The organism is Streptomyces hygroscopicus subsp. hygroscopicus (genome assembly GCF_001553455.1).
Lineage (GTDB): Bacteria > Actinomycetota > Actinomycetes > Streptomycetales > Streptomycetaceae > Streptomyces > Streptomyces hygroscopicus.
On the sequence record NZ_BBOX01000120.1, the window covers coordinates 21,762 to 47,904 of the forward strand.

Genomic DNA, 26,143 nt, shown 5'->3' on the forward strand with positions numbered 1-26,143 from the left:
CAGCTGGGCGGAGGGGGACGGGCAGCTGGGACGGGCTGGAGGGGACGTGCTGGAGGGGACGGCCCGGCGAGGGGTCCTCAGGCGCCCCGCTCGGCCTCCTGCCGCGCCGGGGTCTGTGTCGGGTCCTCGCCCCGGTCCAGGGCCTTCCACAGCTCCTCGGGGCGGTCCGGGTCGGGGGCCGGGCCGCGGCGCCGGGCGCGGTCCCGGCCCGCGGTGCCCGCCGTGCCCGCCGTGCCCGCGCGCTCGTACCGCCCGGACATGGCGGGCCAGTGGCGTCCGTAGCCCAGCGCGAGCAGGCCCGCGAGCAGGAGCAGCACCCCGCCCGCCGCGGCGACCCACGGCCAGGGGGTGTAGGCCACGTCGTGGATGGGGCTGTGGGTCAGACCGCTCACCTTGGACGCCTTCTCCTCCAGCGCCGCCTTGTCGGACGCGCCGAGGACCGAGCCGATGACGATGCCCGCGCCGCTGAGGGCGAGCAGCGCCGAGACGACGACGCGGCCGAGGCGGCGGACGGCGAAGACCGCGACCAGCGCGGCGAGGCCGACGACCGCGAGCGCACCGGGCAGTCCGGTGATGTCGTCGCCCTTGGCGCTCTGCGGCAGGGAGCCCTGGGCGACGAAGGCGGTGCCCTCGGCCCACTTGCGGCTGGTGGCCAGCAGGACGAGGGCGGCCCCGAGGGCACCGGCGAGCAGGGCGATGGCGAGGCTGCTTCGGCGGCCGCGCACGGCGGAGGCGGCGGGCTCGTTCTCGGCCCTGGGCTGGGGTACGGCTGCTGCAGTCACGCCTACCACTATCCCCCACCCGGGTACGGGCCCCGTTCCCGGGGATACGGGACCGTACCCGGGGATATGGGAACTACCGCCCGAGCCGGTTCGCCGAGTGCACCGCCCGCAGCACCGCCGCCGCCTTGTTGCGGCACTCCGCGTCCTCGGCCGCCGGATCGGAGTCGGCGACGATCCCCGCGCCGGCCTGGACATATGCCGTGCCGTCGCGCAGCAGCGCGGTACGGATGGCGATTGCGGTGTCGGAGTCGCCGGCGAAGTCCAGGTAGCCGACACAGCCGCCGTACAGCCCGCGGCGGCTCGGCTCCAGCTCCTCGATGATCTGCAGCGCCCGTGGCTTGGGGGCGCCGGAGAGGGTGCCCGCGGGGAAGCAGGCGGTGAGCACATCGAAGGCCGTGCGGCCCTCGGCGAGGCTGCCGGTGACGGTCGAGACGATGTGCATGACATGGCTGTAGCGCTCGATCGACATGAAGTCGACGACCTCGACGCTGCCGGGCTCGCAGACCCGTCCGAGGTCATTGCGCCCCAGGTCGACGAGCATCAGGTGCTCGGCCCGCTCCTTGGGGTCGGCGAGCAGCTCCTCCGCGAGGGCGGCGTCCTCCTGCGGGGTGGCGCCCCGGTGCCGGGTGCCGGCGATGGGGTGCAGCATCGCCCGGCCGTCCTCGACCTTGACCAGCGCCTCCGGGCTGGAGCCCACCACATCGAAGCCCTCGAACCGGAAGAGGTACATATAGGGGCTCGGGTTGGTGGCGCGCAGCACCCGGTAGACGTCGAGGGCGCTCGCCGAGCACGGGGTCTCGAACCGCTGTGAGGGGACGACCTGGAACGCCTCGCCCGCGCGGATGCGCTCCTTGATGTCGTCCACGGCCGCCATGAAGTCCTCACCGCCCCACAGCGCGGTGTACTCGGGCAGTTCGGAGTCGGGCAGCGCGGCGGGGTCGGTGGGCACGGGGCGGACGAGGTCGGCGGCCATCGCGTCGAGCCGTGCCACGGCGTCGGCGTACGCCTCGTCGACGCCCGTTTCGAGGTCGTTGTGGTTGATCGCGTTGGCGATCAGCAGCACCGTGCCGTCCCAGTGGTCCAGCACCGCCAGGTCCGAGGTGAGCAGCATGGTCAGCTCGGGCAGGCGCAGATCGTCGCCCCCGTGCTCGCCGACCTTCTCCAGGCGGCGGACGATGTCGTAGCCGAGGTAGCCGACCATGCCGCCGGTGAAGGGCGGCAGCTGGACCAGACCCCCGAGGTCGCGGGGGGTGTGCAGGGCTTCGACGGTGGCGCGCAGCGCCTGGAGGGGGTCGCCTTCGGTGGGGACGCCGACGGGCGGGGTGCCCAGCCAGTGGGTGCGGCCGTCGCGTTCGGTGAGGGTGGCGGCGCTGCGGACGCCGATGAAGGAGTAGCGGGACCAGGAACGGCCGTTCTCGGCGGATTCGAGGAGGAAGGTGCCGGGGCGCTCGGCGGCCAGTTTGCGGTAGAGGCCCACGGGGGTGTCGCCGTCCGCGAGCAGTTTGCGGCTGACGGGGATGACGCGGCGGTCGGCCGCCAGCTTGCGGAAGGTCTCGAGATCCATCGTGACAGCGTCCTGGGTCAAGGGCCGGGGAGCCCGGCGGGGCACGGGGACTGGGTGGGGACGTGGGGGAGGCGGGGGACGTGGGGTTGTGGCCGGTCCGTAGGAACCGGTCCGTGCGGCCGGTCCATGTGACTGGTCCGTGTGACTGGTCCGTGCGGCCGGTCCGCGTGACCGGTCTACTGGCCGAGCGGGAGCACGTCGGCGTCGAAGCAGGTGCGGTCGCCGGTGTGACAGGCGGCGCCGACCTGGTCGACCTTGACGAGGATGGTGTCGGCGTCGCAGTCGAGGGCGACGGACTTGACCAGCTGGACATGGCCGGAGGTGTCGCCCTTGACCCAGTACTCCTGGCGGCTGCGGCTCCAGTAGGTGCAGCGGCCGGTGGTGAGGGTGCGGTGCAGCGCCTCGTCGTCCATCCAGCCGAGCATCAGCACCTCACCGGTGTCGTACTGCTGAGCGATGGCGGGCACCAGGCCGTCGGCGCCGCGCTTGAGGCGGGCGGCGAGGGCCGGGTCGAGGGCGGAGGGGCGGTCGGAGCCGGTCATGCGACCATTCTGCACGTCCCGAGGGGGGTGCCCGCGAACGATCTGCGCCTGACGGTCCGCCCGGCCTGGGGGCCGGGCTGCCTCCGGGCCCGATGGCCGGGTTCCCTCCGGGCCCGATGGCCGGTTGCCTCCCGGCCCGATGGCCGGGTTGTCGGTGGAATGGGGCATGCTTCGGACATGACGTTTCCGCCGCCGCCGAACGACCCCAACCGGCCGGGAAACGGCGGGGGGTTCGGTCCGCCGCCACAGCCGCAGCCGTCGCAGCAGGGCTTCGGGCCGCCGCCCGCGCCGGACCAGCCGGGGCAGCCGGGCCCGCCCGCCCAGCCAGGGCAAGCCGCCCAGCCGGGTCCGCCCGCCCAGCCGGGTCCGCCGGGTCCGCCCGTGCCGCCCGTGCCGCCGGGCGGCGGTTTCGGTCCGCCTCCCGCACCGGCGCTGCTGCCCGGCGGTCCGCCCCCGGGCGCGCTGCCGCCGGGGTCCATACCCCCGGGCGCGCTGCCGCCCCCTCCTCCACCGCCCGGCACCGGCCGTTCCAAGGTCACCGCGATCGTCATCGCGGCGGTGGTGGCCGTCGCGGTGGTCGTCGGCGTGATCGTCGTCGGGGCGAAGGACGACAGCGGGGGCAAGCAGACGTCGGCCGACGCCGGTCCGTCCGCCTCCGCCTCGGCCTCGGACAGTCCCCTTTCGTCCTCCTCGGACGCCGGACCGTCCGCCTCCGCCCACCCGTCGGGCTCCGAGGACCCCGGCCAGGGCGCGCCGCTGGGCGGTGGCGGCGACGCACCCGACGGGGACGCCTCGGAGTCGGCCGGTCCGGACGCGTCGGAGTCCGGCGCGCCCGGTGACAAGGTGCCGTACGTGGTGCTCGATCCGGGCCAGTGCTTCGACCATCCGGCGATGGACAGCAGCGTCACCAAGGTCGAGAAGCGGTCCTGCCACAGCCCGCACGACGGCGAGGTGATCACCAACGAGACGCTGAGCGGTGACTTCTCCTCCGAGGAGGCGATCCAGTCCAAGGCGCTCGCGCTGTGCGGGGCGGACGCGAAGAAGCGGTTGAAGACCATCCCCAACGACGGCCGGATGTACTACTACTACGCGCTCTACCCCGCGCTGGGCACCTACACGGTCCAGGGCGAGGACCAGGTCTCCTGCGCGCTCACGCTGAGCGCAGGCCGGGACGGCAAGAAACTGAGCGCGCCCCTGCCGGGCTGACTCCGGAGACGGCGGAGTCCGGCCGAGGCACCCCGGGGAGCGGCGGCCCCCGCCGGACCGAGCCACGCGGCGGCACCCGCCGAAACGAGCGCCGGGGCGGGACCCTACCGGGCCGAACCTCAAGGGGACCGCGGCGGCCCCTACCGGGCTGAACCCCAGGACCGCGGCAGCCCCCCGCCGAAGCCAGCCCGAGGCAGCGGCCCCCGGCCAAGGTGAGCCCAGAAACAACACCCCGCCGGACCAAGCCACGCGGCCCCCACCAAAGCGGGCACCGGGCAGCGCCCCTGCCGCGCTGAACCCCAGGACCGCGGCAGCCCCCCGCCGAAGCCAGCCCGAGGCAGCGGCCCCCGGCCAAGGTGAGCCCAGGGACAACACCCCGCCGGACCAACCCACGCGGCCCCCACCAAAGCGGGCACCGGGGCGGGGCCCCGACCGGGCTGAACCTCAAGGGGGACCGCGGCGGCCACTGCCGAAGCGAGCGCCGGGCAGCGCCCCTACCGGGCTGAACCCCAACACCACGGCGGCCCCCGCTGAGGCGATCCCCGAAGCAGCGGCCCCGCCGAGGCGGGCCCCGGGCCGACGGAGGTCCGGCGGTGCCGGTGCGGGCCCCGGGACGGCGGCGGGGCCCGGCGCTCGGCCGGACTGCCCCTCCCGGGCGGCGTACGGCCGGACTGCCCCTCCGGGGCGATGAGTGGCCCGGCGCGGCGGCGCTCCTCATGGCAGCGGGCGGGCCCCGGTCGTAGGGTGACCGTATGTCCACTCACGCGAAGCGCGAACGACTTCTCCTGGCCGACCTTTTGGAGAGCGCGGGCCCCGGGGCCCCGACGCTGTGCGAGGGCTGGACCACCCGGGACCTGGCGGCCCATCTGGTGGTCCGCGAGCGCCGCCCCGACGCGGCCGCCGGAGTGCTGGTCAAGCCACTGGCCGCGCGGCTGTCCCGGGTGCAGGAGGAGTTCGCGGCGAAGCCGTACGAGGAGTTGCTCCAGCTGTTCCGCACCGGCCCGCCGCGGATGTCGCCGTTCGCGCTGAAGCAGGTGGACGAGGCGGCCAACGCCTTCGAGTTCTACGTCCACGCCGAGGACGTGCGCCGCGCCCGCCCGGACTGGACGCCGCGCGAGCTGGACCCGGTCTTCGCCGACGCACTGTGGTCCCGTGTCGAGCGCGGCGCCCGGGTGTTCGGCCGCCGCTCCCCGGTCGGCCTGGTGCTCCGCCGTCCGGACGGCCGTACGGTGGTGTCCCACCGCGGCGTCCCCGTCGTCACGGTCACCGGCGAACCGGGTGAGCTGGCGCTTTTCCTCACCGGCCGTCAGGAGGCCGCCCGGGTCGAGCTGGAGGGCGACAAGGAGGCCGTGGCCGCGGCGCGCGAGGCCAAGCTGGGCATCTGAGCGCCTCGGTGGCGGCCGGGCTGCCGCCCTTCGCCTCCGGCCCGAACCCCGAGTGCCGCCGCCACCGCGGCGGAGTCGGCCGCCCCGCGCCACCACCGCCGCGCGGTCAGCCGCCCCGCGCCCGCCACCGCCGCGCCGTCAGCCACCCCGCGCCCGCCACCGCCGCGCGGTCAGCCGCCCTGCGCCGCCGCCCGGTTGACGGCCGCCCGGTTGACGGCCGCCAGTACGGCGTGCACGGATGCCGTCAGTACGGAGGTGTCCCGGCCGGCGCCCCAGAGGGTGACGGCGCCGACGCGGCATTCGGCGTAGGCCACCGCGGGGCTTCCGGGCCCGGCGGCGGTGGCGTGCTCGCTGTACTGGAGGATGTCCACGCCGGTTCCGGCAGCCGCCAGGGCGTCGGTGAAGGCGGCCAGCGGCCCGTTGCCCTTCCCCTCGTAGTGGCCCGCCCCCTCGTCCGTCCGCAGCTCGCAGCGGAACCGGTGCTCACCGGGCGCGACCTCCTCGGCGCTCCAGGAGGACAGCGTCACCGGCCCCTCCTGTGCAGGGGCGAGATAGGTGGTCCGGAACAGCTCCCACAGGTCCTCCGGGGTGGCCTCGCGGCCGCTGTCGTCCGTGGCGGTCTGGACGGTGCGGGAGAAGTCGGCGCGGAGCCGCCGCGGCAGGTCCAGTCCGTGGTGCGTGTGCAGGAGGTGGGCGATACCGCCCTTGCCCGACTGGCTGTTGACGCGGATGATCGCCTCGTACGTACGGCCCAGATCGGCCGGGTCGATGGGCAGGTACGGCACCGCCCACGGTGCGCGTTCCGCCGGTTCGCCCGACGCCTCGGCCTGCCGGGCATGGTGCGCCAGCCCCTTGCTGATGGCGTCCTGGTGGGTGCCGGAGAAGGCGGTGTGGACCAGCTCGCCGCCGTATGGGTGACGGGGGTGGACCGGCAGCCGGTTGCAGTGCTCCACGGTGTCGCGGATGACGTCGATGTCGGAGAAATCGACCATCGGATCCACGCCCTGGGCGTGGAGGTTGAGGGCGAGGGTGACCAGGTCGACGTTGCCGGTGCGCTCGCCGTTGCCGAACAGACAGCCCTCCACCCGCTGAGCCCCGGCCAGCACCGCGAGTTCCGCGCAGGCGACCCCGGTGCCGCGGTCGTTGTGCGGGTGGACGGAGAGGACGACGTCCTCACGCCGCTCCAGGTGGCGGTGCGCGTACTCGATCTGATCGGCGTAGACGTTGGGGGTGGCGACCTCCACGGTGGCCGGGAGGTTGTGCGTCACCGGGCGGTCGGGGCAGGCGTCCCACAGCGTGGTGAGGCCGTTGCAGACCTCCAGCACGAAATCGGGCTCGGTGAGGTTGAAGACCTCGGGGGAGAATCGAGGTGCAGGCCGCCCGGCTCGCGGCGCTGCGCCATACCGAGGCCGACCGCACCGCCCTGGACGCGGCGCTGGACGCGCGGCGCGCCGCCGCCGAAGGGGATGACGCGGCGTTCGTGGACGCGGACATCGCGCTGCACGCCGCGGTGGTCACCGCCGCCCACAACCCCGTGCTGACCGACCTGTTCGCCGAGTTCGTACCGGCGCTGCGGCAGGGGCTGATCGACCTCGTCGATCTCCTCGCCCTGCGCGCCCGGACACCGAATCACGGCGACGACTCCCACGCCGCCCTCGTCCGGGCCGTCAAGGAGGGCGACGCGGAGGCCGCCGGCCGCGTCCTCCAGGCCGAGCTGGAGCAGATACTGGCCTGGATCCGCGACCCCGGGGCGGCCCGCTGAGTCTCCGGTGACGGCGCCCCGGAGTCACGGGGGCCACGGCAGCCGACGGCAACTGGCGGCAACCGGCGGCGGCAACCGGCGGCGGCAACCGGCGGCCGGGACGTGACAAAGCCCCGCCCGCGGTGCGGACGGGGCTCGGAGACATTCCCCAGTAGGGGATTTCACCGCCCGGAGGAGGTCCCCCGGCCGGAGGGAATCCCGACCGGGGGATCTCCCCAGACCGGAGGGGCCCCGGTCGGAGGAGATCCCCCGGTCGCAGCGGATCCCCTAGCTAGCACGTCTCGCGGACGTAGTCCTCGCTGTCGTCGGTGGAGACGTCCCTGTCCCGCAGGACGACGCTGAGCCGGTCGCCCCAGCCGTCACATGCCTTGGCGAAGCCCTTCTCGCCGTACTCCACCGCCACGACGTGGTCGTCGTAAGCCTTGGCGAACTGCTCGCACTCGTCGTACTCGCCGCACTCCTCGACCACCGCGAAGTCCAGCCCGGCCGCCTTCCGGTCGGGGAGCAGCGCCGCGGTGTTCTTCTGCGCGATGGCCAGCCCCTGGGCGTGGGCGTGCTTCGACAGCAGGGCGATGAACTCCCTGGCGTGCGTGGTGGTCAGCAGCTTCTGGGAGCGTTCGTAGCTGTCGTAGTTGTCGGGCTCGACGGCGTCGAAGCCCTTGTCCGCGCAGCCGTCGATCCATCCGTTGACCTTGTCGGCCACCCGCTCGCGCTTCTTGGCGGTGCGGATGTCGAGCAGCGGTTCGTTCCAGTCCTCGTCGATGACCAGATCGCCGTTGGCGTCGCGCAGCAGCAGGTCGTCGGGCCACTGGTCGCGTTCGCCCGGCTGGACCTGGAAGGCGTTGACGTAACAGATGTTGTACAGCCCGTCCGCCGGTGAGTCCTTGCGGTCACGGCTGACGATGTCGACGCCCTTCGGCGGGGTGTACGCCCCGCCGATCTGGTAGTCGAAGCCACCGTGGACGGGCGGCAGCGCCACTTCGGACGCGCTGGCCCCGTTCGACACGGAGATGGCCACGACGGCGGCGACGGCAGCGGCGGCCGCCACCGACGCGGCGGCCCAGCGGCGACGAACAGCATGGTTGGCGGGCATGAAAAGCTCCAACATTCGCGGGCAACGACCCCGCCTCGGACGGCATCCGCCGTCCTGGCGACTGAGTCCGGGCTCGGGACCGTAACCGGGCCCCTACCGGCTGGGCGCACCTCTTGGGCGGCACCGGGTTGGACACCCGTGCGACAGCTGTGATCAAAGCGGGCCGGGGCAACGGCGTCAAGTCGGCAGGTCGCCGGGCCAGATCCGCTGGAACGGCCGGTATTCGATCACCACGATCCCCTCCTCCCGCAGCATGCACGGGCCGGAGCCGGCGGTGGCCCGTCACGGGACCGGCCGGCCCGTGACACGGCCACAGCCACCGTCCGCATGCGACCGCTGATGGCACCCCGCGGACCCGCCCCCGCGTATTACTGGGCGCTCGCGGCGGGGCGGACCACGATCTCGTTGACGTCGACCTCGGCGGGCTGACCGATGGCGTAGGCGATGGCGTCCGCGATCGCGGAGGCGGGGATGGCCACCGAGCGGTAGGTCTTCATCGCCTCACGGGCGCTCTCGTCGGAGATGGAGTCGGCGAGTTCGGACTCGGTCACACCGGGGGAGATCAGGCTGACCCGGATGTCACCGGCCGATTCCTGGCGCAGCCCCTCCGAAATGGCCCGGACGGCGAACTTGGTGGCGCAGTAGACCGCGGCGCTGTGCGACACCTCGTACGCGCCGACCGAGGCGGTGTTCACGATGTGCCCGCCGCCCTGCTCCGTCATCACCGGCAGGGCCGCCGCGATGCCGTACAGCACCCCGCGCACGTTCACATCGAGCATCCGGTCCCACTCGTCGACCTTCAGCGCCTCCAGCGGCGAGAGCGGCATCACCCCGGCGTTGTTGACCATCACGTCCACCCGCCCGAACCGCTCCCGGGCGGCGGCCACGAAGGCCCGCACGTCCTCGGCCGACGTGACATCGAGCCTCTGGTACGCGGCGGTGCCGCTCTCGGCGGTGATCTGCCCGGCCAGCTCCTCCAGCCGATCGGTCCGGCGCGCCCCCAGATAGACCCGGTGTCCGTCGGCGGCGAGCCGGCGCGCGGTCGCCTCCCCGATCCCACTGCTGGCTCCGGTGACGAGCACGACCTTGCCGGTCCCGGTCATGGCTGCCATGGCGGTCTTCCTTTCACTCCTGGTGCGCTGCTGTCCTGCCCCACCGAGTCTGGGCAGGTCAGCGGCCCCTTACCAGGACGCGCTTCTCCTGGGTGCGGGGCACCCGGTCAGCGTGCCGGTGCCGCTGAGGGCCCCTCTGCCGGATGCGGTCACACCACGATCGCGTCGGTGACCGAGTGCCATCGGCCCGGGGATCCGCTCGATCTCAGGCGAACATCTTGTGCATCAGGAAGGCGACGACGGTGCCGCCGTAGGGACTCGGCCCCGACCACCATTCATCGGCCAGCTCATTCACCATCAATAACCCCCGCCCGTGCGCTTCGCCCGCAGTGGGCCGACGAAGCCGCACCCGCGCCGGGAATCCGGGGTTGTGCACCTCGACGCGCAGCGCTGCGCCCGCCCGGTACCACTCGACACGGACCCTCCACAGCCCGTCAGCCTCTCCGTACACGATGGCGTTCGTAACCAGCTCGGACATCAGCAGCAGACAGTCGTCGATGGAACGTGCCAATTCATGTTGTGCGGTGAACGTACGAAACCACCGGCGGGCCCGCGGCACCGACTCGTGGACCGGGCACAGGACCAGCCTGCCGAGTGGCTCCCGCTCTGCCTCGTCATCCGGAAGATCCGTCATGTGCGCCATGCACCCCTCCCCACGGAAACATCTCTAGACATCTCCAGCGAAGCGTCAGATCTCTAGAGATGTCAAATGGCCTCGATACGCCTCTGATTACTCAAACAAGCGAGCGGACACCTAGGGTGTCTCTAGAGAAGATCGGAGGGTGACCGGTGACAGCGGGGCAGGGCAGCGGCGGAGAGCGCAAGTATCAGCGGATCGCCAATGAACTCAAGGCGGCGATCACCGCTGGGGAGTACCAGCCAGGTGATCGTCTGCCTGGTGAGAACGAGCTGATGACCACCTACCAGGTCGCTCGTATGACCGCGCGGCAGGCGCTGAGCGTGCTGCAAAGCGAAGGCATCGCCGAGGCCCGCAAGGGCGCCGGGGTCTTCGTGCGCACCTTTCGGCCGCTACGGCGGCGCGGCATCCAGCGGCTCGCCCAAAGCCAGTGGGGAGCGGGGCACTCGGTCTGGTCGACCGATCTGGACGAGGATCGCGAACTCATCGTGGACAGCGTCTCGGTGACGGAGAAAGAGGCTCCGAGTCACATCGCCGACGTTCTCGGACTCGGGAGGGGCGACCGGGTCTGTTCGCGCAGCCGCCGCTTCGTTCTGGACGGCAAGCCGGTCCTGCTCTCCACGTCGCACTTCTCAGCCTCCCTGGTGGCAGGCTCAGCCATTACCCAGGAGGACAGCGGCGCCGGCGGCGTCTACGCACGGCTGGCCGAGCTGGGGCACGCGCCCGCCCGCTTCCGCGAAGAAATCCGGTCGCGCATGCCCTCCGCCACCGAGGCCCAGGAGCTGCGGCTCCCCAGCGGAACGCCCGTCTTCCTCGTGTGCCGCACGGCCTTCACCGAGGACGGGACGGCCGTTGAGGTCAACGAGATGGTGCTCGACGCGGGGTCGTACATCCTCGAATACGAATTCGGCGCCTGAGCGAGTGGGCCTGGACGAGGTCATCGAGGCGGCGTCGGTCCCGGCCCGGTAGCGGACACCTCACCCCCGCGCACCCGGTGTGGCACAGATCACCGGAACTACCTCCGTCGTGCGGAGAGGCACGGGTGTGAGGTGTGAACGAGATGAGTGAGGACCTGCGGGCGCGGGTGCGGGCGGGTGACCGAGAGGCGTTCGCAGAGCTCTACGAGAGTTACGCGCGTACCGTCTACAACCATGCCTACCGGCTGACCGGCGACTGGTCGGTCGCCGAAGAGGTGATGGGGGACACGTTCCTCGACGCCTGGCGCACCCGGGAGCAGCTGGAACCGGGCGACGGCTCGCTGAAGCCATGGCTGCTGGGCGTGGCGACGAACAAGGCCCGCAACGCCAACCGGGGCATCGGCCGGCGCCTGGCCTTCCTGGCCCGGCGCCCCGCGCCCGCCCCGGTGGCGGACTTCGCCGACGAGACCGCCGGTCGGATCGACGACGCCCGCCGGCTCGCCGCCGTACGGAAGGTCTACGGCCGGCTGCGCCGCGGGGAGCAGGAGGTGCTCGCGCTGTGCGTGTGGTCCGGCCTGGACTACGCCCAGGCCGCGCAGGCGCTGGGAGTCCCGGTGGGGACCGTGCGCTCGCGGCTGTCCCGCGCCCGCGCCCGGCTGCGGCGACTGACCGATCAGCGGCTCGCCGATGAAAGGTCCGAAGAAGGGACCGGAGAGAGATCCGGAGAGCAGTTCGGAGAAAAAGCCGGAGAAAGGTCCGGAGAAAAGAAGGAACCGCGGCGTCGCCGCGGAGAGGTACAGAGCGAGGCCGCGTTCGCGGCCCTGCCCTTTCAGGAACTCCAGGAGGACCCCCGATGAACGCCGCCGGCTCCGGTCCCGTCCGGACCGGGCGTGAGGAAGCGGAGCGCGAGGAACTGGCCCGGCTCCTTCCCGCCCCGGCCGAACGGGACGTTCCTTCCGAGCCCTACCTCCATCACAAGGACCGTTTGATGCAGCACATCGATGACGACCAGAACCGCACTCCCGCCGCCGCCCCCGCCCGGCCGGCCCGGCGCCGTCTGCTGCGCCCGGCGCTGCTGATGCCCGCCGCGGGCCTGGCGCTGGCCGGAGCCCTGGCCGTCACCCTCACCGGGGGCGGGGAGTCCGGCAGCGGCTCCGCCCAACCCCGCGAGACCGCCGCCGTCCTGCTCGACCGGATCGCCGGTGTCGCGGAGAAGACGGACGTCAAGCCGGTGCGCGAAGACCAGTTGGTCTACGTCAAGAGCCTGATGGCGGGAGCCGAGCTGAAGGAGGACGGCTCCTCCAAGCTGGACCCGCTGCACGAGCGGGAGATCTGGAAGTCGCAGATCTCCAAGCCCGTGACCAAGATCGGCCTGATCCACGAGGACGGGGACTACTTCCCGCTCAACGAGGGGGGCCCCGGCACTCCGGCGGGCGTCCACCGGCCGACGTACCTCTGGCTGTCGTCCCTGCCCACCGACCCGGACGCCCTCCTCGAGGAGCTGTACCGGATGACCGAGCCGGAGGAGGGACACGAGAAGGCACAGGCCGTCTTCGACCTGATCGGCGACCTGCTGTCGGAGAACGTCATGCCGCCGGAGAACGCCGCCGCCATCTACAAGGCCGCCGCGAAGCTCCCCGGGGTGAAGCGCGTCGACGACGCGGTGGACGCGGCCGGGCGGCACGGGGTCGGCATCACCCGTACCGACAAGCGGGCCTCGACGGCCACCGAATGGGTCTTCGACCGGGACAGCCTGGCCTTCCTCGGCGAGCGCCGCTACCGGACGGAGGCCGTCGGGGCGGGCAAGAAGGGCGACATCTTGGAGAAGTCCGCGGTCTTGGAGCGCGGCATCGTCGACGCGTACCGCGAGCGTCCGGGCGCCACCACCAAGTGACGCCCCGAGACGACGAAGCGGGGACCGTAAGGCGGAGACCCTGAAGCGGAAGCCCCTGAAGCGGAAGCCGTGAAGCGGGGACCGTTGAAAACGGAGACCGTGGAAGCGGAGACCGTGGAAGCGGGGACCGTGGAAGCGGGGACCGTGGAAGCGGGGGATCACCGGCCGGTGGTCCCCCGCTTCATGCGTACCGCGTACCCCGTCGTACCCCGTACCCCTCAGCGGACCGGGTGCCCGGCCCCCCGCAGCGCCTCCTTCACCTGGCCGATCCGCAGATCGCCGAAGTGGAAGACGGACGCCGCCAGCACCGCGTCGGCGCCCGCGGCGATGGCCGGCGGGAAGTCGGCGAGCTTGCCCGCGCCGCCGCTGGCGATGACCGGGATGGTGACGTGCTTGCGCACGGCCTCGATCATGGCCGTGTCGTAGCCGTCCTTGGTGCCGTCCGCGTCCATGGAGTTCAGCAGGATCTCCCCGGCGCCCAGCTCCGCGGCGCGGTGGGCCCATTCGACGGCGTCGATGCCGGTGCCGCGGCGGCCACCGTGGGTGGTGACCTCGTAGCCGGAGGGGGTCACCGTCCCCTCCGGGCAGCGGCGGGCGTCGACCGAGAGGACCAGCACCTGGCTGCCGAAGCGCTCGGCGATCTCGCGGATCAGCTCGGGGCGGGCGATGGCGGCGGTGTTGACGCCGACCTTGTCCGCTCCGGCCCGCAACAGCTTGTCGACGTCCTCCGGGGTGCGGACGCCCCCGCCGACCGTCAGCGGGATGAAGACCTGCTCGGCGGTGCGGCGGACCACGTCGTAGGTGGTCTCGCGGTCGCCGGAGGAGGCGGTGATGTCGAGGAAGGTCAGCTCGTCCGCGCCCTCCTCGCCGTAGACCTTGGCCATCTCGACCGGGTCGCCCGCGTCACGCAGGTTCTGGAAGTTGACGCCCTTGACGACCCGGCCGTTGTCCACGTCCAGGCACGGGATGACTCGGACCGCCAGGGTCATGACTGTCGTGCTCCTCGGAGTGCTTCCAGTTCGACTTCCACCAGCACGCGCGAGTCGACGAAACCGGACACCACGACCAGCGTGGCGGCGGGGCGCACGGCGTCGAAGAGCTCCTTGTGGGCACGGCCCACCTCGTCCACGTCGCGGGCGTGGGTGATGTACATACGGGTGCGGACCACCGACTCGACGCCCAGGCCGAACTTCTTCAGGGCGTCCAGCGCATGGCGGAAGGCCGCGAGCGTCTGCTCGTACGGATCCCCCTCGCCCTCCAGCACGCCGCGCTCGGCGAGCGGCATGGTCCCGGCGACGAGCACCAGGTCACCGGCCTCGACGGCCCGGGCGAACCCGATGGTCTCCTCCCAGGGGCTCTCGGTCTGGACCCGCCGCGCGGTCTCGGGTGAGGTCATACGGACACCGCCTCCAACGCCTCTTCCAAAGTGAACGCCTTGGCGTAGAGCGCCTTGCCCACGATGGCGCCCTCGACACCTTCCGGTACCAGGGTCGCAAGGGCGCGCAGGTCGTCAAGGGAGGAAACGCCGCCGGAGGCGACGACGGGCTTGGCCGTCGCGGCGCAGACGTTGCGCAGCAGCTCCAGGTTGGGGCCCTGGAGGGTGCCGTCCTTGGCGATGTCGGTGACGACGTAGCGGGCGCAGCCCTCGGAGTCCAGGCGGGCCAGGGTCTCGTACAGATCGCCGCCGTCACGGGTCCAGCCGCGGCCACGCAGGGTGGTGCCGCGCACATCGAGGCCCACCGCGATGAGGTCGCCGTGCTCGGCGATGACCTTGGCCACCCATTCGGGGGTCTCCAGGGCGGCCGTGCCGAGGTTCACCCGGGCGCAGCCGGTGGCCAGGGCGGCCTCGAGCGAGGCGTCGTCGCGGATACCGCCGGACAGCTCGACCTTGAGGTCCATGGCACGGGCCACCTCGGCGATCTGCTGACGGTTGTCCCCGGTGCCGAAGGCGGCGTCGAGGTCGACCAGGTGCAGCCATTCGGCGCCCGCCCGCTGCCAGGCCAGGGCGGCCTCCATCGGGTCGCCGTACGACGTCTCGGAGCCGGACTCGCCGTGCACGAGGCGGACGGCCTGACCGGCGCGGACATCGACGGCGGGGAGGAGTTCGAGGCGGTGCGTGCGCATGCGGATGACCTTCGGTGAGAGCGTGAGGGCGGTGGGAGCTGACGCGGGAGGGGGGCGGGTCAGAGCGTGTCGAGCCAGTTGCGGAGCAGCCGCGCTCCGGCGTCACCCGACTTCTCGGGGTGAAACTGGGTGGCCCACAGCGGGCCGTTCTCCACGGCGGCGACGAACGGCTCGCCATGGGTGGTCCAGGAGACCTTGGGGGCGGGGATGTGCGGGTTGGTCACCTCGAGCTCCCAGGTGCGGACTGCGTAGGAGTGCACAAAGTAGAACCGCTCGCCCTCGTCCAGGCCCGCGAAGAGCCGCGAGTCCTCGGGCGCCTTGACCGTGTTCCAGCCCATGTGGGGGACGACGGGGGCGCGCAGCGGCTCGACCGTGCCGGGCCACTCCTCCAGCCCCTCGGCCTCCACGCCGTGCTCGATACCGCGCCCGAAGAGGATCTGCATGCCGACGCAGATGCCCAGGACCGGACGGCCGCCGGACAGCCGGCGCCCCACGATCCAGTCGCCGCGCGCCGCGCGCAGCCCGTTCATACAGGCGGCGAAGGCGCCGACGCCGGGGACGAGGAGGCCGTCGGCGGCCATGGCCTTGTCGTAGTCGCGGGTGATCTCGACCTGCGCGCCGACATGGGCGAGGGCCCGCTCGGCGGAGCGTACGTTGCCGAATCCGTAGTCGAAGACCACGACCTTCTTCGGCGTCCCGGCGTTCGGGGGGTTCGTGGGGTTGTCGTTCGTGGGGTTGGGGTTCGTGGGGTTGTCGCTCAATTCCACACCTCGAGCCGCAGCACCCCGGCGAGCAGCGCCATCGTGGCGCCGATCCCGAGCAGCGTGATGATGCCCTTGGACATGCCCTGCTTGACGAAGGAGATGACCCCTCCGAGCAGAAACAGCCCCAGGAGGATGAACGCGGTCGACAGGCCGTTCACGTTAGAGGGCGCCCTTCGTGGAGGGGAGGATTCCGGCGGCCCGGGGGTCGCGCTCACTGGCGTAGCGCAGGGCCCGTGCCAGCGCCTTGAACTGGCACTCCACGATGTGGTGGGCGTTGCGCCCGTACGGGACGTGGACGTGCAGGGCGATCTGCGCCTGGGCCACGAAGGACTCCAGGATGTGCCGGGTCATCGTGGTGTCGTAGGTGCCGATCATCGGCGCGATGTTCTCCGGCTCGCTGTGCACCAGGTAGGGGCGGCCGGAGAGGTCCACCGTCACCTGCGCCAGCGACTCGTCCAGCGGCACCGTGCAGTTGCCGAAGCGGTAGATGCCCACCTTGTCGCCGAGCGCCTGCTTGAAGGCGGCGCCGAGCGCGAGGGCGGTGTCCTCGATGGTGTGGTGGGTGTCGATGTGCAGGTCGCCCTCGGTCTTGACGGTGAGGTCGAAGAGGCCGTGGCGGCCCAGCTGATCGAGCATGTGGTCGTAGAAGCCGACACCCGTCGATACGTCGACCTGGCCGGTGCCGTCGAGGTCGATCTCGACGACGACCGAGGTCTCCTTGGTGGTGCGCTCCACGCGTCCGACGCGGGTCATGCGCTCTTCTCCTTCATCAGCTCGCGTACCGCGTCGAGGAACGCGTCGTTCTCGGCCGGGGTGCCCGCGGTGACCCGCAGCCACCCCGGTACGCCGTTGTCCCGGACCAGGACGCCCCGGTCCAGCAGGCCCTGCCACGCCGCGTGGGCGTCCTCGAAGCGGCCGAACTGGACGAAGTTGGCGTCGGAGTCGGTCACCTCGCAGCCGAGGGTGCGCAGCTCGGCCACCAGCCGGTCGCGCTCGGCCTTCAGCGCGTCGACGTACCCCAGCAGCGTATCGGTGTGCTCCAGGGCGGCCAGCGCGGTGGCCTGGGTGACGGCGGACAGGTGGTACGGCAGGCGGACCAGCTGGACGGCGTCGACGACCGCCGGGTCGGCGGCGAGGTAGCCCAGCCGCAGCCCGGCCGCGCCGAACGCCTTGGACATGGTCCGGGAGAGCACCAGCCGCGGCCGTCCCTCGATCAGCGGCAGCAGCGACGGGCGGTGGCTGAACTCCCCGTACGCCTCGTCCACGACGACGAGCGCCCCGGCGGCGTCCGCCCTGGCGGCCTGCGCCGCGTCGTGGAGCGCCAGCACCGTCTCGGCCTCGACGGCCGTTCCGGTCGGGTTGTTGGGCGAGGTGATGAAGAGGACATCGGGGCGGTGCTCGGCGATGGCCTCACGGGCGGCGTCGACGTCGATGGTGAAATCGGCGCTCCGCGGGCCGGAGATCCAGCCGGTGCCGGTGGAGCGGGAGATCAGCGCGTGCATCGAGTACGAGGGCTCGAAGCCCATCGCGGTGCGCCCCGGTCCGCCGAAGGCCTGCAGCAGCTGCTGAAGCACCTCGTTGGACCCGTTGGCCGCCCACACCTGGGCGACGCCGACCTCCAGCCCGGCCGTACGGCTGAGGTAGCGGGCCAGCTCGGTGCGCAGCTCGACCGCGTCCCGGTCCGGGTAGCGGTTGAGGCCGCGGGCCGCCTCGGCGACCCGCTCGGCGATCCGCGCGACCAGCGGCTCGGGCAGCGGATAGGGGTTCTCGTTGGTGTTCAGCCGTACGGGCACATCGAGCTGCGGGGCGCCGTACGGGGACTTGCCACGGAGTTCGTCCCGGATCGGGAGATCGTCAATGCCGGTCACTTGCTCGGTGGCACATTCCAGTCGAACCTTGCCTTGACCGCGGCGCCGTGTGCGGGCAGATCCTCCGCCTCGGCGAGCGTCACCACATGGCCGGCGACCTCGGCCAGCGCCTCCCGGCTGTAGTCCACCACATGGATGCCGCGCAGGAAGGACTGCACGGACAGGCCCGAGGAGTGGCAGGCGCAGCCGCCGGTGGGCAGCACGTGGTTGGAGCCCGCCGCATAGTCGCCGAGCGACACCGGCGCCCAGGCGCCGACGAAGATCGCCCCGGCGTTGCGCACCCGGGCGGCGACGGCCGGCGCGTCCTCGGTCTGGATCTCCAGGTGCTCGGCGGCGTACGCGTCCACGACGGCCAGGCCCTGCTCCAGCCCGTCGACCAGCACGATGCCGGACTGCCGCCCGGACAGCGCCGGGCGGATCCGGTCCTCGACGTGCTTGGTGGCCGCCACCTGGACCTCGAGTTCCTTCTCGACCGCGGTGGCCAGCTCCTCGGAGTCGGTGACCAGCACGGACGCGGCCAGCGGATCGTGCTCGGCCTGGCTGATCAGGTCCGCGGCGACGTGCACCGGGTCGGCGGTGGCGTCGGCGAGGATGGCGATCTCGGTCGGTCCGGCCTCGGCGTCGATGCCGATCCGGCCCTTGAGCAGCCGCTTGGCCGCGGCGACCCAGATGTTGCCCGGCCCGGTCACCATGGAGACCGGACGGCACTCCTCGGTGCCGTAGGCGAACATGGCGACGGCCTGGGCGCCACCCGCCGCGTACACCTCCTCGACGCCCAGCAGCGCGCACGCGGCCAGGATCGTGGGGTGCGGCAGTCCGTCGAACTCGCTCTGCGGCGGGGAGGCGACGGCCATCGAGCCGACCCCGGCCTCCTGCGCGGGCACCACGTTCATCACCACGGACGACGGGTAGACCGAGCGCCCGCCCGGTACGTACAGGCCGACGCGCTCGACCGGCACCCAGCGCTCGGTGACCGTGCCGCCGGGCACCACCTGGGTGGTGTGGTCGGCGCGCCGCTGCTCGCGGTGGACCAGCCGGGCCCGCCGGATGGACTCCTCCAGGGCGGCCCGCACGGCCGGGTCCAGCTCGGCGAGGGCGCGCTCCAGCGCCTCCGCGGGGACCCGCACCCGCTCTATGGCCACGCCGTCGAACCGATGGGCGTAGTCGATCAACGCGGCGGTACCACGATGGCGCACGTCGTCGCAGATGGGCCGCACCTTCTCCAGGGCGGCTTCGACGTCGAGCTCGGCACGGGGCAGCAGGTCGCGGTCGATCCCGCCCTCGGGGAAGGCGGTGCCGCGCAGATCGATACGGGAGATCACGCGATCAATTGTCTCAGACCCGCCACGACGTCCCTTCCCCCGTATCAGTCAGTGATACGGAGCCCCTAAGTTGACCCTGACCGTTGGCGTTCAACCGGTTACTCAGCGGGAATGTGCTCCGTACGGGGACACGGAGAATCAGGAGGGGACACGGCTGTGACCGAGCCGCACGATGGCGATCCACCCCCGGGTCTCGATCTGACCACCGCCGAATGGGGCATGTGGCAGGCGTTCCGCAACGGCAGTACCCATGATCTGCGCACCTCGCACCCCCAGCGGAACGACCCCTCCGGCCCGTACGCCTGGGGCCCGGAGCGCAGTGTCCGCGCCCGGGTCGTGGCGCTCCTGCTGCTGGACGGGCCGTCGGCGCAGCCGGGCCGGGTCGCCGCGCTCAAGCTCAACGGGGTGCACATCACCGGCACGCTCGACCTGGCCGGCGGAAACATCGAGCCGTACGTGGAGCTGAAGAACTGCCGTTTCGAGCGGGAGGTGCTGCTCCCCGAGGCGCAGTTCACCACCCTGCGCCTGGTGGGCTGCGCCCTCCCCCGGCTGGAGGCGGCCCGGCTGCGCACCGAGGGCGATCTGCATCTGCCGCGCTGTGTGGTCGAGCACGGGATCCGGCTCACCGACGCCCACATCGGCACCGATTTACTGCTCAACCAGCTCATCGTGCGCCGCGACCGCCGGGGGATGTCGATCAGCGCCGACGGGCTGACCGTCGGCCAGGACTTCCAGGCCGACATGATCGAGTCGTATGGCGAGCTGAGCCTGCGCGGGGCGCAGATCGGGGTGTCACTCAGCCTGCGCGGCAGTCGGCTGCGCAACCCTTACGGCCGTCGCGCGCTCAACGCACCGCAGCTGACCGTGGAGCGCAGCCTCTATCTCACCGCGGGCGGGGTGAGCACGTACTCCAGCGGCTCCACCCCGCCGTACGGCACCGCCTCCACCCCGACCCGCGGCACCCGTATCCAGCGCTTCGAATGCGAGGGCGGGGTCCGGCTCGACGACGGACGGATCGGCGACGCCATCGACCTGGACCAGGCCCGCTTCATCATGGAGAACGACCAGGAGCTCTCGCTGCGCCGGGTGCAGACCCCCGAGCTGCGCTTCCTCGGGGAGCGGCCGCAGCGCGGACGGGTGATCCTCTCCGGCGCCCGGGTGGTGAACCTGGTCGACTCGTCGGTGAGCTGGCCGGGGCCGGGCGGGCTGACGATGGCCGGGTTCAGCTATGAGTGCCTGATCCCGCGCGGCCACTTCCCGCTGGCCCGGCGGCTGGAGTGGGTGGCCGCCGCGACCCCCGAGTACGCGCCCGAGCCGTACGAGATGCTGGCCAACACGTTGCGGGCCAGCGGCGAGGACGCCGACGCACGCGAGGTGCTGCTCGCCAAGCAGCGCCGCCGCCGGGAGACGCTGCCGCTCGCCGGGAAGTTATGGGGCTTCCTCCAGGACTGGACGGTGGCCTACGGATACCGTCCGGGCCGGGCGGCGGTGTGGATGGCGGTGCTGTGGGCGGTCGGCTCGGTGTTCTTCGCCCACAACCGGCCGGAGGCGCTGAAGCCGGACGAATCCCCGCACTGGAACGCCTCGCTCTACACGCTCGACCTGCTGATCCCGGTCATCGACCTGGGCATGGACGGCTACTGGAAACCCGAGGGCGCGGTCCAGTGGGCGTCCATCATCATGATCCTGCTGGGCTGGGTGCTGGCCACCGCCGTCGCCGCCGGCGCCTCCCGACTGCTGCGGCGCCAGTGAAAGGGGACGCGCGGGGCCATTAGGCTTACGCCCCGTGACCTCCGCGCGCCTTCCGCTCTTCCCGCTGAACACGGTGCTGTTCCCGGGGCTCGTCATGCCCCTGAACGTCTTCGAGCAGCGGTACCGCTCCCTGATGCGCGACCTGTCCGCGCTTCCCGAGGACGCGCCGCGCCGGTTCGGGGTGATCGCGATCCGGGACGGCCACGAGGTCGCCCCGAGCGCGCTCGGCCTCCCGGACTCCGGCACGCTGCCGGACCCCGGCCCCACGGCCGGGTTCGGCCCGGACCCCGCCAAGTCCTTCCATTCGGTGGGCTGTGTGGCGGACGCGGCCACCATCCGGGAGCAGAAGGACGGCACCTTCGAGGTGCTGGCCACCGGCACCACCCGCTTCGAGCTGCTCTCCGTGGACTCCTCGGGCCCCTATCTGACGGCCGAGGTCAAGGAGCTGGAGGAGGAACCGGGCGAGGGCGCCGGGGCGCTGGCCTCGGGGGTCGTCCGGGCCTTCCGGATGTACCAGAAGCGGCTCGCGGGCGCCCGTGAGCGGACCCTGGCGGCCGAGCAGGACCTGCCGGGCGAACCGTCCGTGCTGTCCTATCTGGTGGCGGCCGCGGCGGTGCTCGACACGCCCGCGAAGCAGCGGCTGCTCCAGGCGCCCGACACCGCGAGCCGGCTGGCCGAGGAGCTGAAACTCCTCCGCGCCGAGAGCGCGGTCATCGGTAAGCTCCCGTCGCTCCCCGCCGTCGATCTGACCCGCCGCCCCACCAGCCCCAACTGACGCAGGCGAACATGGCCAAGAAGCCCAAGAAGACCTCCGCGGGCACCCCCGCCACCACCGCGCTGACCGCCGCGGGCACCGACTTCACCCTCCACTCCTACGAGCACGACCCGGCCGCCCCCTCCTACGGCGAGGAGGCCGCCCAGGCGCTCGGCGTGGAACCGGGCCGGGTCTTCAAGACCCTGGTCGCCAGCGTCGACGACCGCCTTACGGTCGCCATCGTCCCGGTCTCGGCCACGCTCGACCTCAAGGCGCTCGCCTCGGCGGTGGGCGGGAAGCGCGCCACGATGGCGGACCCCACGGTGGCCGAGCGCACCACGGGCTATGTGCGGGGCGGGATCTCGCCGCTCGGCCAGCGCAAGCGCCTTCCCACGGCCCTGGACGAGTCGGCCACCGGCTACGGGACGATCTGTGTCTCGGCGGGCCGGCGCGGGCTGGAGGTCGAGCTGTCGCCCAAGGACCTGGCGTCGCTGACCGACGCGGTGGTGGCGCCGATCGCCCGCTCGTAGCGGCCCCGGCCCCGGAGTCCCGTGTGCGGTCGCCCGGGGCGTGTTCGGCCGGCAGATGGGCGTCCGACCACGCCGAGAGCGGCCCCGGCCCCGGGCCTCCCGTCGGTCGCCCCGCCGCACCGCGCCGCGCCGCCCATGTCGTACGCGGCGGCCATGGGGCGGTCACCCGGACGGACGCGGCCCGGACGGACCACCGTACGCGGCAGCCACGGGGCGGACACCCACCACGGGTCAGTCACCCGGACGGACACGGCCCGGACGCCCCACCGAGGCGGACGGACCCGCCCCTGGCCGGACCCCCGCCGGGCATGACGGACCCCACCGGGCCGGACGGAACGCCGGGGCAAGCGCCCCACCGGGGCGGACGGACCGCCGGGGCGAGCGCCCGCCGCGCCGCCCATGTCATACACGGCGGCCACGGGGCGGACACCCACCACGGGTCAGTCACCCGTACGGACGGACGCGGCCCGGACGGACCCCCGTCGACCCGGACGCCCCGCCGGGCCGGACGGACCGCCGGGTCTGACAGACCCCCACCGGGCCTGACAGACCACGCCGGGCCGGGTCCGACCGTCGGGGCGGACGGACCGCGCCGGGCCGGGTCCGACCGTCGGGGCGGACGGACCCCGCCGGGCCGAGCGCCCGCCGGGGCCGCTATCCGCCCCGCCGGGGCCGCTGGCCGCCCACCTGGGCCGCTGTCCGGGGTTCTAGCGCGCTCCCGGCGTCGCCGGGGACGGCAGGGCCGGCTCCGGGTCGCGGGGGCCGAACAGCCCCGTCAGCACCAGGTGGACCACCATGGCCGCCACCGACCACGCCAGCAGCGCGCCCTTCGCGCCCAGCTTCAGCGGCCCGTCGAAGGTGACGCCCTTGCCGACCGACTTGGCGTGCGCCACGACGTCCGAGGTGGGGCCCAGCCACACGCCCAGCCGCCAGGCGATCACCGAGGCGAGCACCCCGCCGATCGCCAGTCCGATGACCAGCGCGATACCACCGTGGCGGAAGAGCAGGAAGACGACGACGGCCGAGACGACGCCGAAGGCGAGTCCGAGCAGCGTGAACACACCGTCCGCGCCGATCGCGTCCTCCCCTTCCGAGTTCTTCAGGTAGACGGCGGAGCCGTCCGAGATCAGGGGCACCTTCGGCGCCAGCCACAGCCACAGCAGCCCGAGGAGCACCCCCGCCACCGCCACCGCGATGGCCACCAGCGACGCCTGCACCAGTTCGGCGCGCAGCTCGGGTCCGGGCTCGGAGTGCTCGGGGCGCTCGGCGTGACCGGAATACCCGGCCCCGCCGGACTGCTCCGGATACCCGGAAGGCTGGCCGGGCTGCCCGGGCTGGCCGGGGTGGCCGGGATGCCCGGGGTGCCCGTAGGGCGGCACCGAGGAGTTCCCGGAAGGCTGCCCCTGGGACTGGCCCCCGGCGGGATCGTCGTGCGGCGAAGGCTGATCATGCGGCGTCAACGGTGCGGTCACCCCGTCATCGTGCCAGGCGGACGGCGTACATCGGTCGGCGGGAGGTTCGCTGCGGCGCGTCACCGCACGGCCGCCCGCCGGTAGGCCCAGGTCGCCGCGGCGAGGGACACCACGGCCACCCCCGCGCACACCCCGAGGTCGGCGCAGATCGCCCACCAGTCGGGCTGCCCGTCGAAGGCGCGGGCCAGGGCCTCCACACCGTACGTCGACGGCAGCAGATCACGCGCGTACGACACTACCTGCGGCATCCGGGCCGCGGGCAACACCCCCAGCAGCAGCGCGGCGGACATCCCCAGCTGTCCGCACAGCGTGGCGAGCTCCTGGCGCGGCGCGAGCAGCCCCAGCGCGGCGCCGAGTCCGGCGAGGGCGGCGCCGGAGAGCGGGATCACGGCGAGGAGGATCCACAGGTGCGCCATGGGCAGCTGGAAGAGCGCACTGCCCATGACCGCGGTGACGGCGGTCCCGGGCACGGTGAAGGAGGCGTACGCGGCGGCCGCCCCGAGCACCACGGCCGCGGGCGGCACCGGCAGCGTCGCGTAGTGGTCGAGCCCGCCGCTGGCGCGCAGCTGGCCGAAGTACTGGGCGAGCAGGTTGAGCGCCACGAAGGCCACGACGAGCACGCTCGACCCGGCCACCACCGACCGGGCCTCGCTGCCGCCGTCCACCACCCCGCGCATCAGGATCATGATCCCGACGGACTGGAAGGTCGCCACGAACAGCAGCGGTATCCGGGCCACCCGGGCCCGCGAGAGCTGGGCGCGGTAGACCGCGGCCAGCGCGGGGAGGAGCCGGGCCCGCGCCGCCAGCGGCGCGGGCATGTCACCGGCCTCACCGGACGTCCCCGAGCCATCGGAAGCGCCGGGGACACCGGAGGCACCACGGGCACCGGACGCACCGGACAGCCCGGCCGGCGCGTCGGACACACCAGGCACACCAGCGGTCCCGGACGCACCGGACAGGGCGGGCACGACACTCACGTTGCGCTGCTCCTCTTCGCCTCTACGGCTTGGTTACGGTCACGGTCACCGGCGCGTTCACCGCCGCCCCGGCGGTCACGCCTTCACCAGCCCCTCCGCGCCCTCCGCACGGCCGCCCAGGGCGATGTACACATCCTCCAGGCTCGGTGTGGCAAGGGTGAAATCGTCCAGCGCGGCGAAGGCGGGACCACCGGTGACGGTGGCGATGGCGGCGCGTGCGGCCTCGGGCGGGAGCCGGAGCGTCCAGCGCCGCCCGGTGACGCCATCGGCGGACCGGGCCGCCTCGGCGGCCTTCCGCAGGTCGGCGACCTCGGGCACGTCCAGCGGCGGCTCGGCGCGCCACACCAGCTCCAGCCGCACCTCGTCGGCGACCAGCGCCTTGAGCCCGGTGGGCGTGTCGCAGGCGATGACCCGGCCGCGGTCCAGCACCGCGACCCGGTCCAGCACCGTTTCCGCCTCGATCACGTTGTGGGTGACCAGCAGCACCGTCACCCCCCGTTCGGCCCGCCGCCGGTCCACGGCCGCCCATACGGCGCGCCGGGCGACGGGGTCCATTCCGGTGGTGGGCTCGTCCAGCACCAGCAGCGGCCGTTCCCCGACCAGCGCGGCGGCGACGCAGGCCAGCCGCCGCTGACCTCCGGAGAGCTTCTTCAGCGGCCGCCCGGCGAGTTCCCCGAGCCCCAGTTCCTCGATCACCGCGTCCCGCTCGGCACGGGCCGCGCGGGTGTCCAGTCCGCGCAGCCGCGCGGTGGTCTCGGCGGCGAGGGAGACGGTCAGCTCGTCCAGCGCGGTCGAGTCCTGGCCGAGGTAGCCCAGCAGCCGGGCGGCGCGCTCGGGGTGGCGCACGAGGTCGTGGCCGAGCACCCGCACCCGGCCCTCATCGGGCCGCAGCAGGCCGGTGAGCTGCCGTACCAGGGTGGACTTGCCGGCGCCGTTGGGCCCGAGCAGCCCGAAGACCTCGCCGCGCACCACGTCGAGGTCGATGCCGTCGCTGGCCCGGACCGCGGGCGTGGCGGGCGCGCCGCGCCGGCCGCGCGCCGCGGGATAGGTCTTGACCAGGCCGCGCACGGTGCACACCAGATCGCCACTCGTCGCCTGTTTCGCGCCCGTCCTCACGAGCTATGAGGGTACGCGCCCGGACACCCGCGCCCGCTCCCGGGGCCACGCCCCCGGCGGGAGCGCTACTCCCCGGCCGGGGCGTGCTCGGCGGCCGAACGCAGGTCGATCTCGCGCCAGAAGCCCGCCCGGATCGCGTAGCGGTCGTGCTCGTCGATCTGGTCGTCCTTGTGGGCCAGCAGGCCGAAGCGGGCGGCGTAGCGCAGCAGTTCGCCGTCGATGCGGTGCGGGATGCGGGGGTACTCCGTGGAGAGCTGGTGCAGATGGCCGGGATCGGCGAGCCGGTCGGTCCAGCGCCGGGCGAAGACCTGGCCGACCTCGAACGGGTCGCCGCTGACGGCGGTGATGTCCTCCTCGCGGTCGGCCCAGCGCTGCTCGGCGCTGGTGAGCTGGGCCAGCATGGGGAGGTTGGCGGTCTCCGGCGGCTCTCCCGCCCCGGCGCCGGGGCCCCGGTCGATCCAGCCCTTGTCGGAGGACCAGCGCAGGGTGGCGCCGGCCGGCTGCCGCTCCGTCTGGCCGCCCGGCCCGGCCGGGCCGCGGCCCAGGTCGGCGAGGTCCTTGGGGGTCGGC

General features: G+C 73.0%; 25 protein-coding genes and 3 pseudogenes. 9 read left to right on the forward strand and 19 right to left on the reverse strand.

Annotated elements, in window-relative coordinates:
• Positions 1–77 precede the first annotated feature (77 nt).
• From AXW62_RS13510 to hisI, 3 genes are all read right to left on the reverse strand, one after another.
• The gene (locus AXW62_RS13510; protein ID WP_037646412.1) at positions 78–782 is read right to left on the reverse strand and encodes a TIGR02234 family membrane protein; all 705 of its coding nucleotides are present in this window, start codon (positions 780–782) and stop codon (positions 78–80) included.
• A gap of 73 nt (positions 783–855) precedes the next feature.
• On the reverse strand, positions 856–2,346 hold the full coding sequence (locus AXW62_RS13515; protein ID WP_060944739.1) for an anthranilate synthase component I: 1,491 nt from the start codon (positions 2,344–2,346) through the stop codon (positions 856–858).
• Positions 2,347–2,522: 176 nt separating this feature from the next.
• Positions 2,523–2,888, reverse strand: a complete 366-nt coding sequence (gene hisI / locus AXW62_RS13520; RefSeq protein ID WP_030831770.1) for a phosphoribosyl-AMP cyclohydrolase — start codon at positions 2,886–2,888, stop codon at positions 2,523–2,525.
• A 381-nt stretch (positions 2,889–3,269) separates the two neighbouring features.
• Between hisI and AXW62_RS13525 the strand changes: the two genes are divergently transcribed.
• Together AXW62_RS13525 and AXW62_RS13530 are read left to right on the forward strand one after the other, a co-directional pair.
• Positions 3,270–4,094, forward strand: coding sequence for a hypothetical protein (locus tag AXW62_RS13525; protein WP_159060874.1), 825 nt, complete (start codon positions 3,270–3,272; stop codon positions 4,092–4,094).
• Between the two features lie 752 nt (positions 4,095–4,846).
• The gene (locus AXW62_RS13530; protein ID WP_060944741.1) at positions 4,847–5,479 is read left to right on the forward strand and encodes a TIGR03085 family metal-binding protein; all 633 of its coding nucleotides are present in this window, start codon (positions 4,847–4,849) and stop codon (positions 5,477–5,479) included.
• Positions 5,480–5,649: 170 nt separating this feature from the next.
• Here the strand turns inward: AXW62_RS13530 and AXW62_RS13535 are convergent.
• Positions 5,650–6,846 (reverse strand): annotated as a pseudogene (locus AXW62_RS13535) (2-isopropylmalate synthase); the annotation flags it as partial.
• On the opposite strand from AXW62_RS13535, the pseudogene AXW62_RS13540 reads away from it, so the two are divergent.
• Positions 6,843–7,241 (forward strand): annotated as a pseudogene (locus tag AXW62_RS13540) (FadR/GntR family transcriptional regulator); the annotation flags it as partial. The pseudogenes AXW62_RS13535 and AXW62_RS13540 sit on opposite strands and share 4 nt — an antisense overlap.
• 271 nt (positions 7,242–7,512) lie before the next feature.
• On the opposite strand, the gene AXW62_RS13545 reads toward AXW62_RS13540, so the two are convergent.
• The 3 genes from AXW62_RS13545 to AXW62_RS13555 form a co-directional block, all read right to left on the reverse strand.
• Positions 7,513–8,334 (reverse strand): endo alpha-1,4 polygalactosaminidase, encoded by an 822-nt coding sequence (locus AXW62_RS13545; RefSeq protein WP_030831761.1) that lies wholly within the window; start codon positions 8,332–8,334, stop codon positions 7,513–7,515.
• A gap of 368 nt (positions 8,335–8,702) precedes the next feature.
• Complete coding sequence (locus AXW62_RS13550) at positions 8,703–9,437, reverse strand: SDR family oxidoreductase (RefSeq protein WP_079115610.1); 735 nt, start codon at positions 9,435–9,437, stop codon at positions 8,703–8,705.
• Positions 9,438–9,651: 214 nt separating this feature from the next.
• Positions 9,652–10,080, reverse strand: a complete 429-nt coding sequence (locus AXW62_RS13555; RefSeq protein WP_370682906.1) for an ATP-binding protein — start codon at positions 10,078–10,080, stop codon at positions 9,652–9,654.
• A 155-nt stretch (positions 10,081–10,235) separates the two neighbouring features.
• On the opposite strand from AXW62_RS13555, the gene AXW62_RS13560 reads away from it, so the two are divergent.
• The 3 genes from AXW62_RS13560 (at position 10,236) to AXW62_RS13570 (ending at position 12,894) form a co-directional block, all read left to right on the forward strand.
• Positions 10,236–11,000: a GntR family transcriptional regulator gene (locus AXW62_RS13560; RefSeq protein ID WP_060944744.1), complete on the forward strand. Its 765-nt coding sequence runs from the start codon at positions 10,236–10,238 to the stop codon at positions 10,998–11,000.
• A gap of 143 nt (positions 11,001–11,143) precedes the next feature.
• Entirely contained in the window at positions 11,144–11,857 is a 714-nt protein-coding gene (locus tag AXW62_RS13565) for an RNA polymerase sigma factor (RefSeq protein WP_079105914.1), read from the forward strand.
• The gene (locus AXW62_RS13570) at positions 11,854–12,894 is read left to right on the forward strand and encodes a CU044_5270 family protein (protein ID WP_060944745.1); all 1,041 of its coding nucleotides are present in this window, start codon (positions 11,854–11,856) and stop codon (positions 12,892–12,894) included. Before AXW62_RS13565 ends, AXW62_RS13570 begins: the two co-directional genes overlap by 4 nt.
• A gap of 218 nt (positions 12,895–13,112) precedes the next feature.
• Here AXW62_RS13570 and hisF read toward each other — a convergent pair whose 3' ends face one another.
• The 8 genes from hisF to hisD all read right to left on the reverse strand — a co-directional run bounded on the left by hisF (position 13,113) and on the right by hisD (position 18,972).
• Entirely contained in the window at positions 13,113–13,883 is a 771-nt protein-coding gene (hisF, locus tag AXW62_RS13575) for an imidazole glycerol phosphate synthase subunit HisF (protein ID WP_030831750.1), read from the reverse strand.
• Complete coding sequence (locus AXW62_RS13580; RefSeq protein WP_030831748.1) at positions 13,880–14,290, reverse strand: RidA family protein; 411 nt, start codon at positions 14,288–14,290, stop codon at positions 13,880–13,882. Before AXW62_RS13580 ends, hisF begins: the two co-directional genes overlap by 4 nt.
• On the reverse strand, positions 14,287–15,018 hold the full coding sequence (priA, locus tag AXW62_RS13585) for a bifunctional 1-(5-phosphoribosyl)-5-((5-phosphoribosylamino)methylideneamino)imidazole-4-carboxamide isomerase/phosphoribosylanthranilate isomerase PriA (RefSeq protein WP_030831746.1): 732 nt from the start codon (positions 15,016–15,018) through the stop codon (positions 14,287–14,289). The genes AXW62_RS13580 and priA overlap by 4 nt, the downstream gene beginning before the upstream one ends.
• Before the next feature lie 59 nt (positions 15,019–15,077).
• Positions 15,078–15,698, reverse strand: a complete 621-nt coding sequence (hisH, locus tag AXW62_RS13590; RefSeq protein WP_060944753.1) for an imidazole glycerol phosphate synthase subunit HisH — start codon at positions 15,696–15,698, stop codon at positions 15,078–15,080.
• Positions 15,699–15,775: 77 nt separating this feature from the next.
• On the reverse strand, positions 15,776–15,940 hold the full coding sequence (locus AXW62_RS44460) for a CG2302 family histidine operon protein (RefSeq protein ID WP_169808131.1): 165 nt from the start codon (positions 15,938–15,940) through the stop codon (positions 15,776–15,778).
• 1 nt (position 15,941) lies between these two features.
• Complete coding sequence (hisB, locus tag AXW62_RS13595) at positions 15,942–16,535, reverse strand: imidazoleglycerol-phosphate dehydratase HisB (RefSeq protein ID WP_030831739.1); 594 nt, start codon at positions 16,533–16,535, stop codon at positions 15,942–15,944.
• Positions 16,532–17,650, reverse strand: coding sequence for a histidinol-phosphate transaminase (locus AXW62_RS13600; RefSeq protein WP_060944746.1), 1,119 nt, complete (start codon positions 17,648–17,650; stop codon positions 16,532–16,534). Before AXW62_RS13600 ends, hisB begins: the two co-directional genes overlap by 4 nt.
• Positions 17,647–18,972, reverse strand: coding sequence for a histidinol dehydrogenase (gene hisD, locus AXW62_RS13605; protein WP_060944747.1), 1,326 nt, complete (start codon positions 18,970–18,972; stop codon positions 17,647–17,649). Before hisD ends, AXW62_RS13600 begins: the two co-directional genes overlap by 4 nt.
• A gap of 156 nt (positions 18,973–19,128) precedes the next feature.
• Between hisD and AXW62_RS13610 the strand changes: the two genes are divergently transcribed.
• From AXW62_RS13610 to ybaK, 3 genes are read left to right on the forward strand one after another with little or no spacing between them, the layout of a single operon-like run.
• Complete coding sequence (locus AXW62_RS13610; protein WP_060944748.1) at positions 19,129–20,724, forward strand: hypothetical protein; 1,596 nt, start codon at positions 19,129–19,131, stop codon at positions 20,722–20,724.
• A gap of 34 nt (positions 20,725–20,758) precedes the next feature.
• Positions 20,759–21,499, forward strand: coding sequence for an LON peptidase substrate-binding domain-containing protein (locus AXW62_RS13615; protein WP_030831727.1), 741 nt, complete (start codon positions 20,759–20,761; stop codon positions 21,497–21,499).
• Positions 21,500–21,510: 11 nt separating this feature from the next.
• Complete coding sequence (gene ybaK / locus AXW62_RS13620) at positions 21,511–22,008, forward strand: Cys-tRNA(Pro) deacylase (RefSeq protein ID WP_060944749.1); 498 nt, start codon at positions 21,511–21,513, stop codon at positions 22,006–22,008.
• A 707-nt stretch (positions 22,009–22,715) separates the two neighbouring features.
• Here ybaK and AXW62_RS13625 read toward each other — a convergent pair.
• The 4 genes and pseudogenes from AXW62_RS13625 to AXW62_RS13640 all read right to left on the reverse strand — a co-directional run.
• Complete coding sequence (locus AXW62_RS13625) at positions 22,716–23,480, reverse strand: magnesium transporter (RefSeq protein WP_060944750.1); 765 nt, start codon at positions 23,478–23,480, stop codon at positions 22,716–22,718.
• 59 nt (positions 23,481–23,539) lie between these two features.
• Positions 23,540–24,382 carry an ABC transporter permease gene (locus AXW62_RS13630; RefSeq protein WP_370682907.1) on the reverse strand — a complete coding sequence of 281 codons (843 nt, stop codon included), beginning with the start codon at positions 24,380–24,382 and terminating at the stop codon, positions 23,540–23,542.
• Between the two features lie 150 nt (positions 24,383–24,532).
• Positions 24,533–25,573 carry an ABC transporter ATP-binding protein gene (locus tag AXW62_RS13635; protein WP_079080463.1) on the reverse strand — a complete coding sequence of 347 codons (1,041 nt, stop codon included), beginning with the start codon at positions 25,571–25,573 and terminating at the stop codon, positions 24,533–24,535.
• Between the two features lie 65 nt (positions 25,574–25,638).
• Positions 25,639–26,143 (reverse strand): annotated as a pseudogene (locus AXW62_RS13640) (NYN domain-containing protein); the annotation flags it as partial.

Coding starts and splice junctions, on each gene's coding strand:
- AXW62_RS13515 (WP_060944739.1), bottom strand. CDS start 2,346: ATGGATCTCGAGACCTTCCGCAAGCTGGCGGCCGACCGCCGCGTCATC.
- hisI (WP_030831770.1), bottom strand. CDS start 2,888: ATGACCGGCTCCGACCGCCCCTCCGCCCTCGACCCGGCCCTCGCCGCC.
- AXW62_RS13530 (WP_060944741.1), top strand. CDS start 4,847: ATGTCCACTCACGCGAAGCGCGAACGACTTCTCCTGGCCGACCTTTTG.
- AXW62_RS13545 (WP_030831761.1), bottom strand. CDS start 8,334: ATGCCCGCCAACCATGCTGTTCGTCGCCGCTGGGCCGCCGCGTCGGTG.
- AXW62_RS13550 (WP_079115610.1), bottom strand. CDS start 9,437: ATGACCGGGACCGGCAAGGTCGTGCTCGTCACCGGAGCCAGCAGTGGG.
- AXW62_RS13555 (WP_370682906.1), bottom strand. CDS start 10,080: ATGACGGATCTTCCGGATGACGAGGCAGAGCGGGAGCCACTCGGCAGG.
- AXW62_RS13565 (WP_079105914.1), top strand. CDS start 11,144: ATGAGTGAGGACCTGCGGGCGCGGGTGCGGGCGGGTGACCGAGAGGCG.
- AXW62_RS13570 (WP_060944745.1), top strand. CDS start 11,854: ATGAACGCCGCCGGCTCCGGTCCCGTCCGGACCGGGCGTGAGGAAGCG.
- hisF (WP_030831750.1), bottom strand. CDS start 13,883: ATGACCCTGGCGGTCCGAGTCATCCCGTGCCTGGACGTGGACAACGGC.
- AXW62_RS13580 (WP_030831748.1), bottom strand. CDS start 14,290: ATGACCTCACCCGAGACCGCGCGGCGGGTCCAGACCGAGAGCCCCTGG.
- priA (WP_030831746.1), bottom strand. CDS start 15,018: ATGCGCACGCACCGCCTCGAACTCCTCCCCGCCGTCGATGTCCGCGCC.
- hisB (WP_030831739.1), bottom strand. CDS start 16,535: ATGACCCGCGTCGGACGCGTGGAGCGCACCACCAAGGAGACCTCGGTC.
- ybaK (WP_060944749.1), top strand. CDS start 21,511: ATGGCCAAGAAGCCCAAGAAGACCTCCGCGGGCACCCCCGCCACCACC.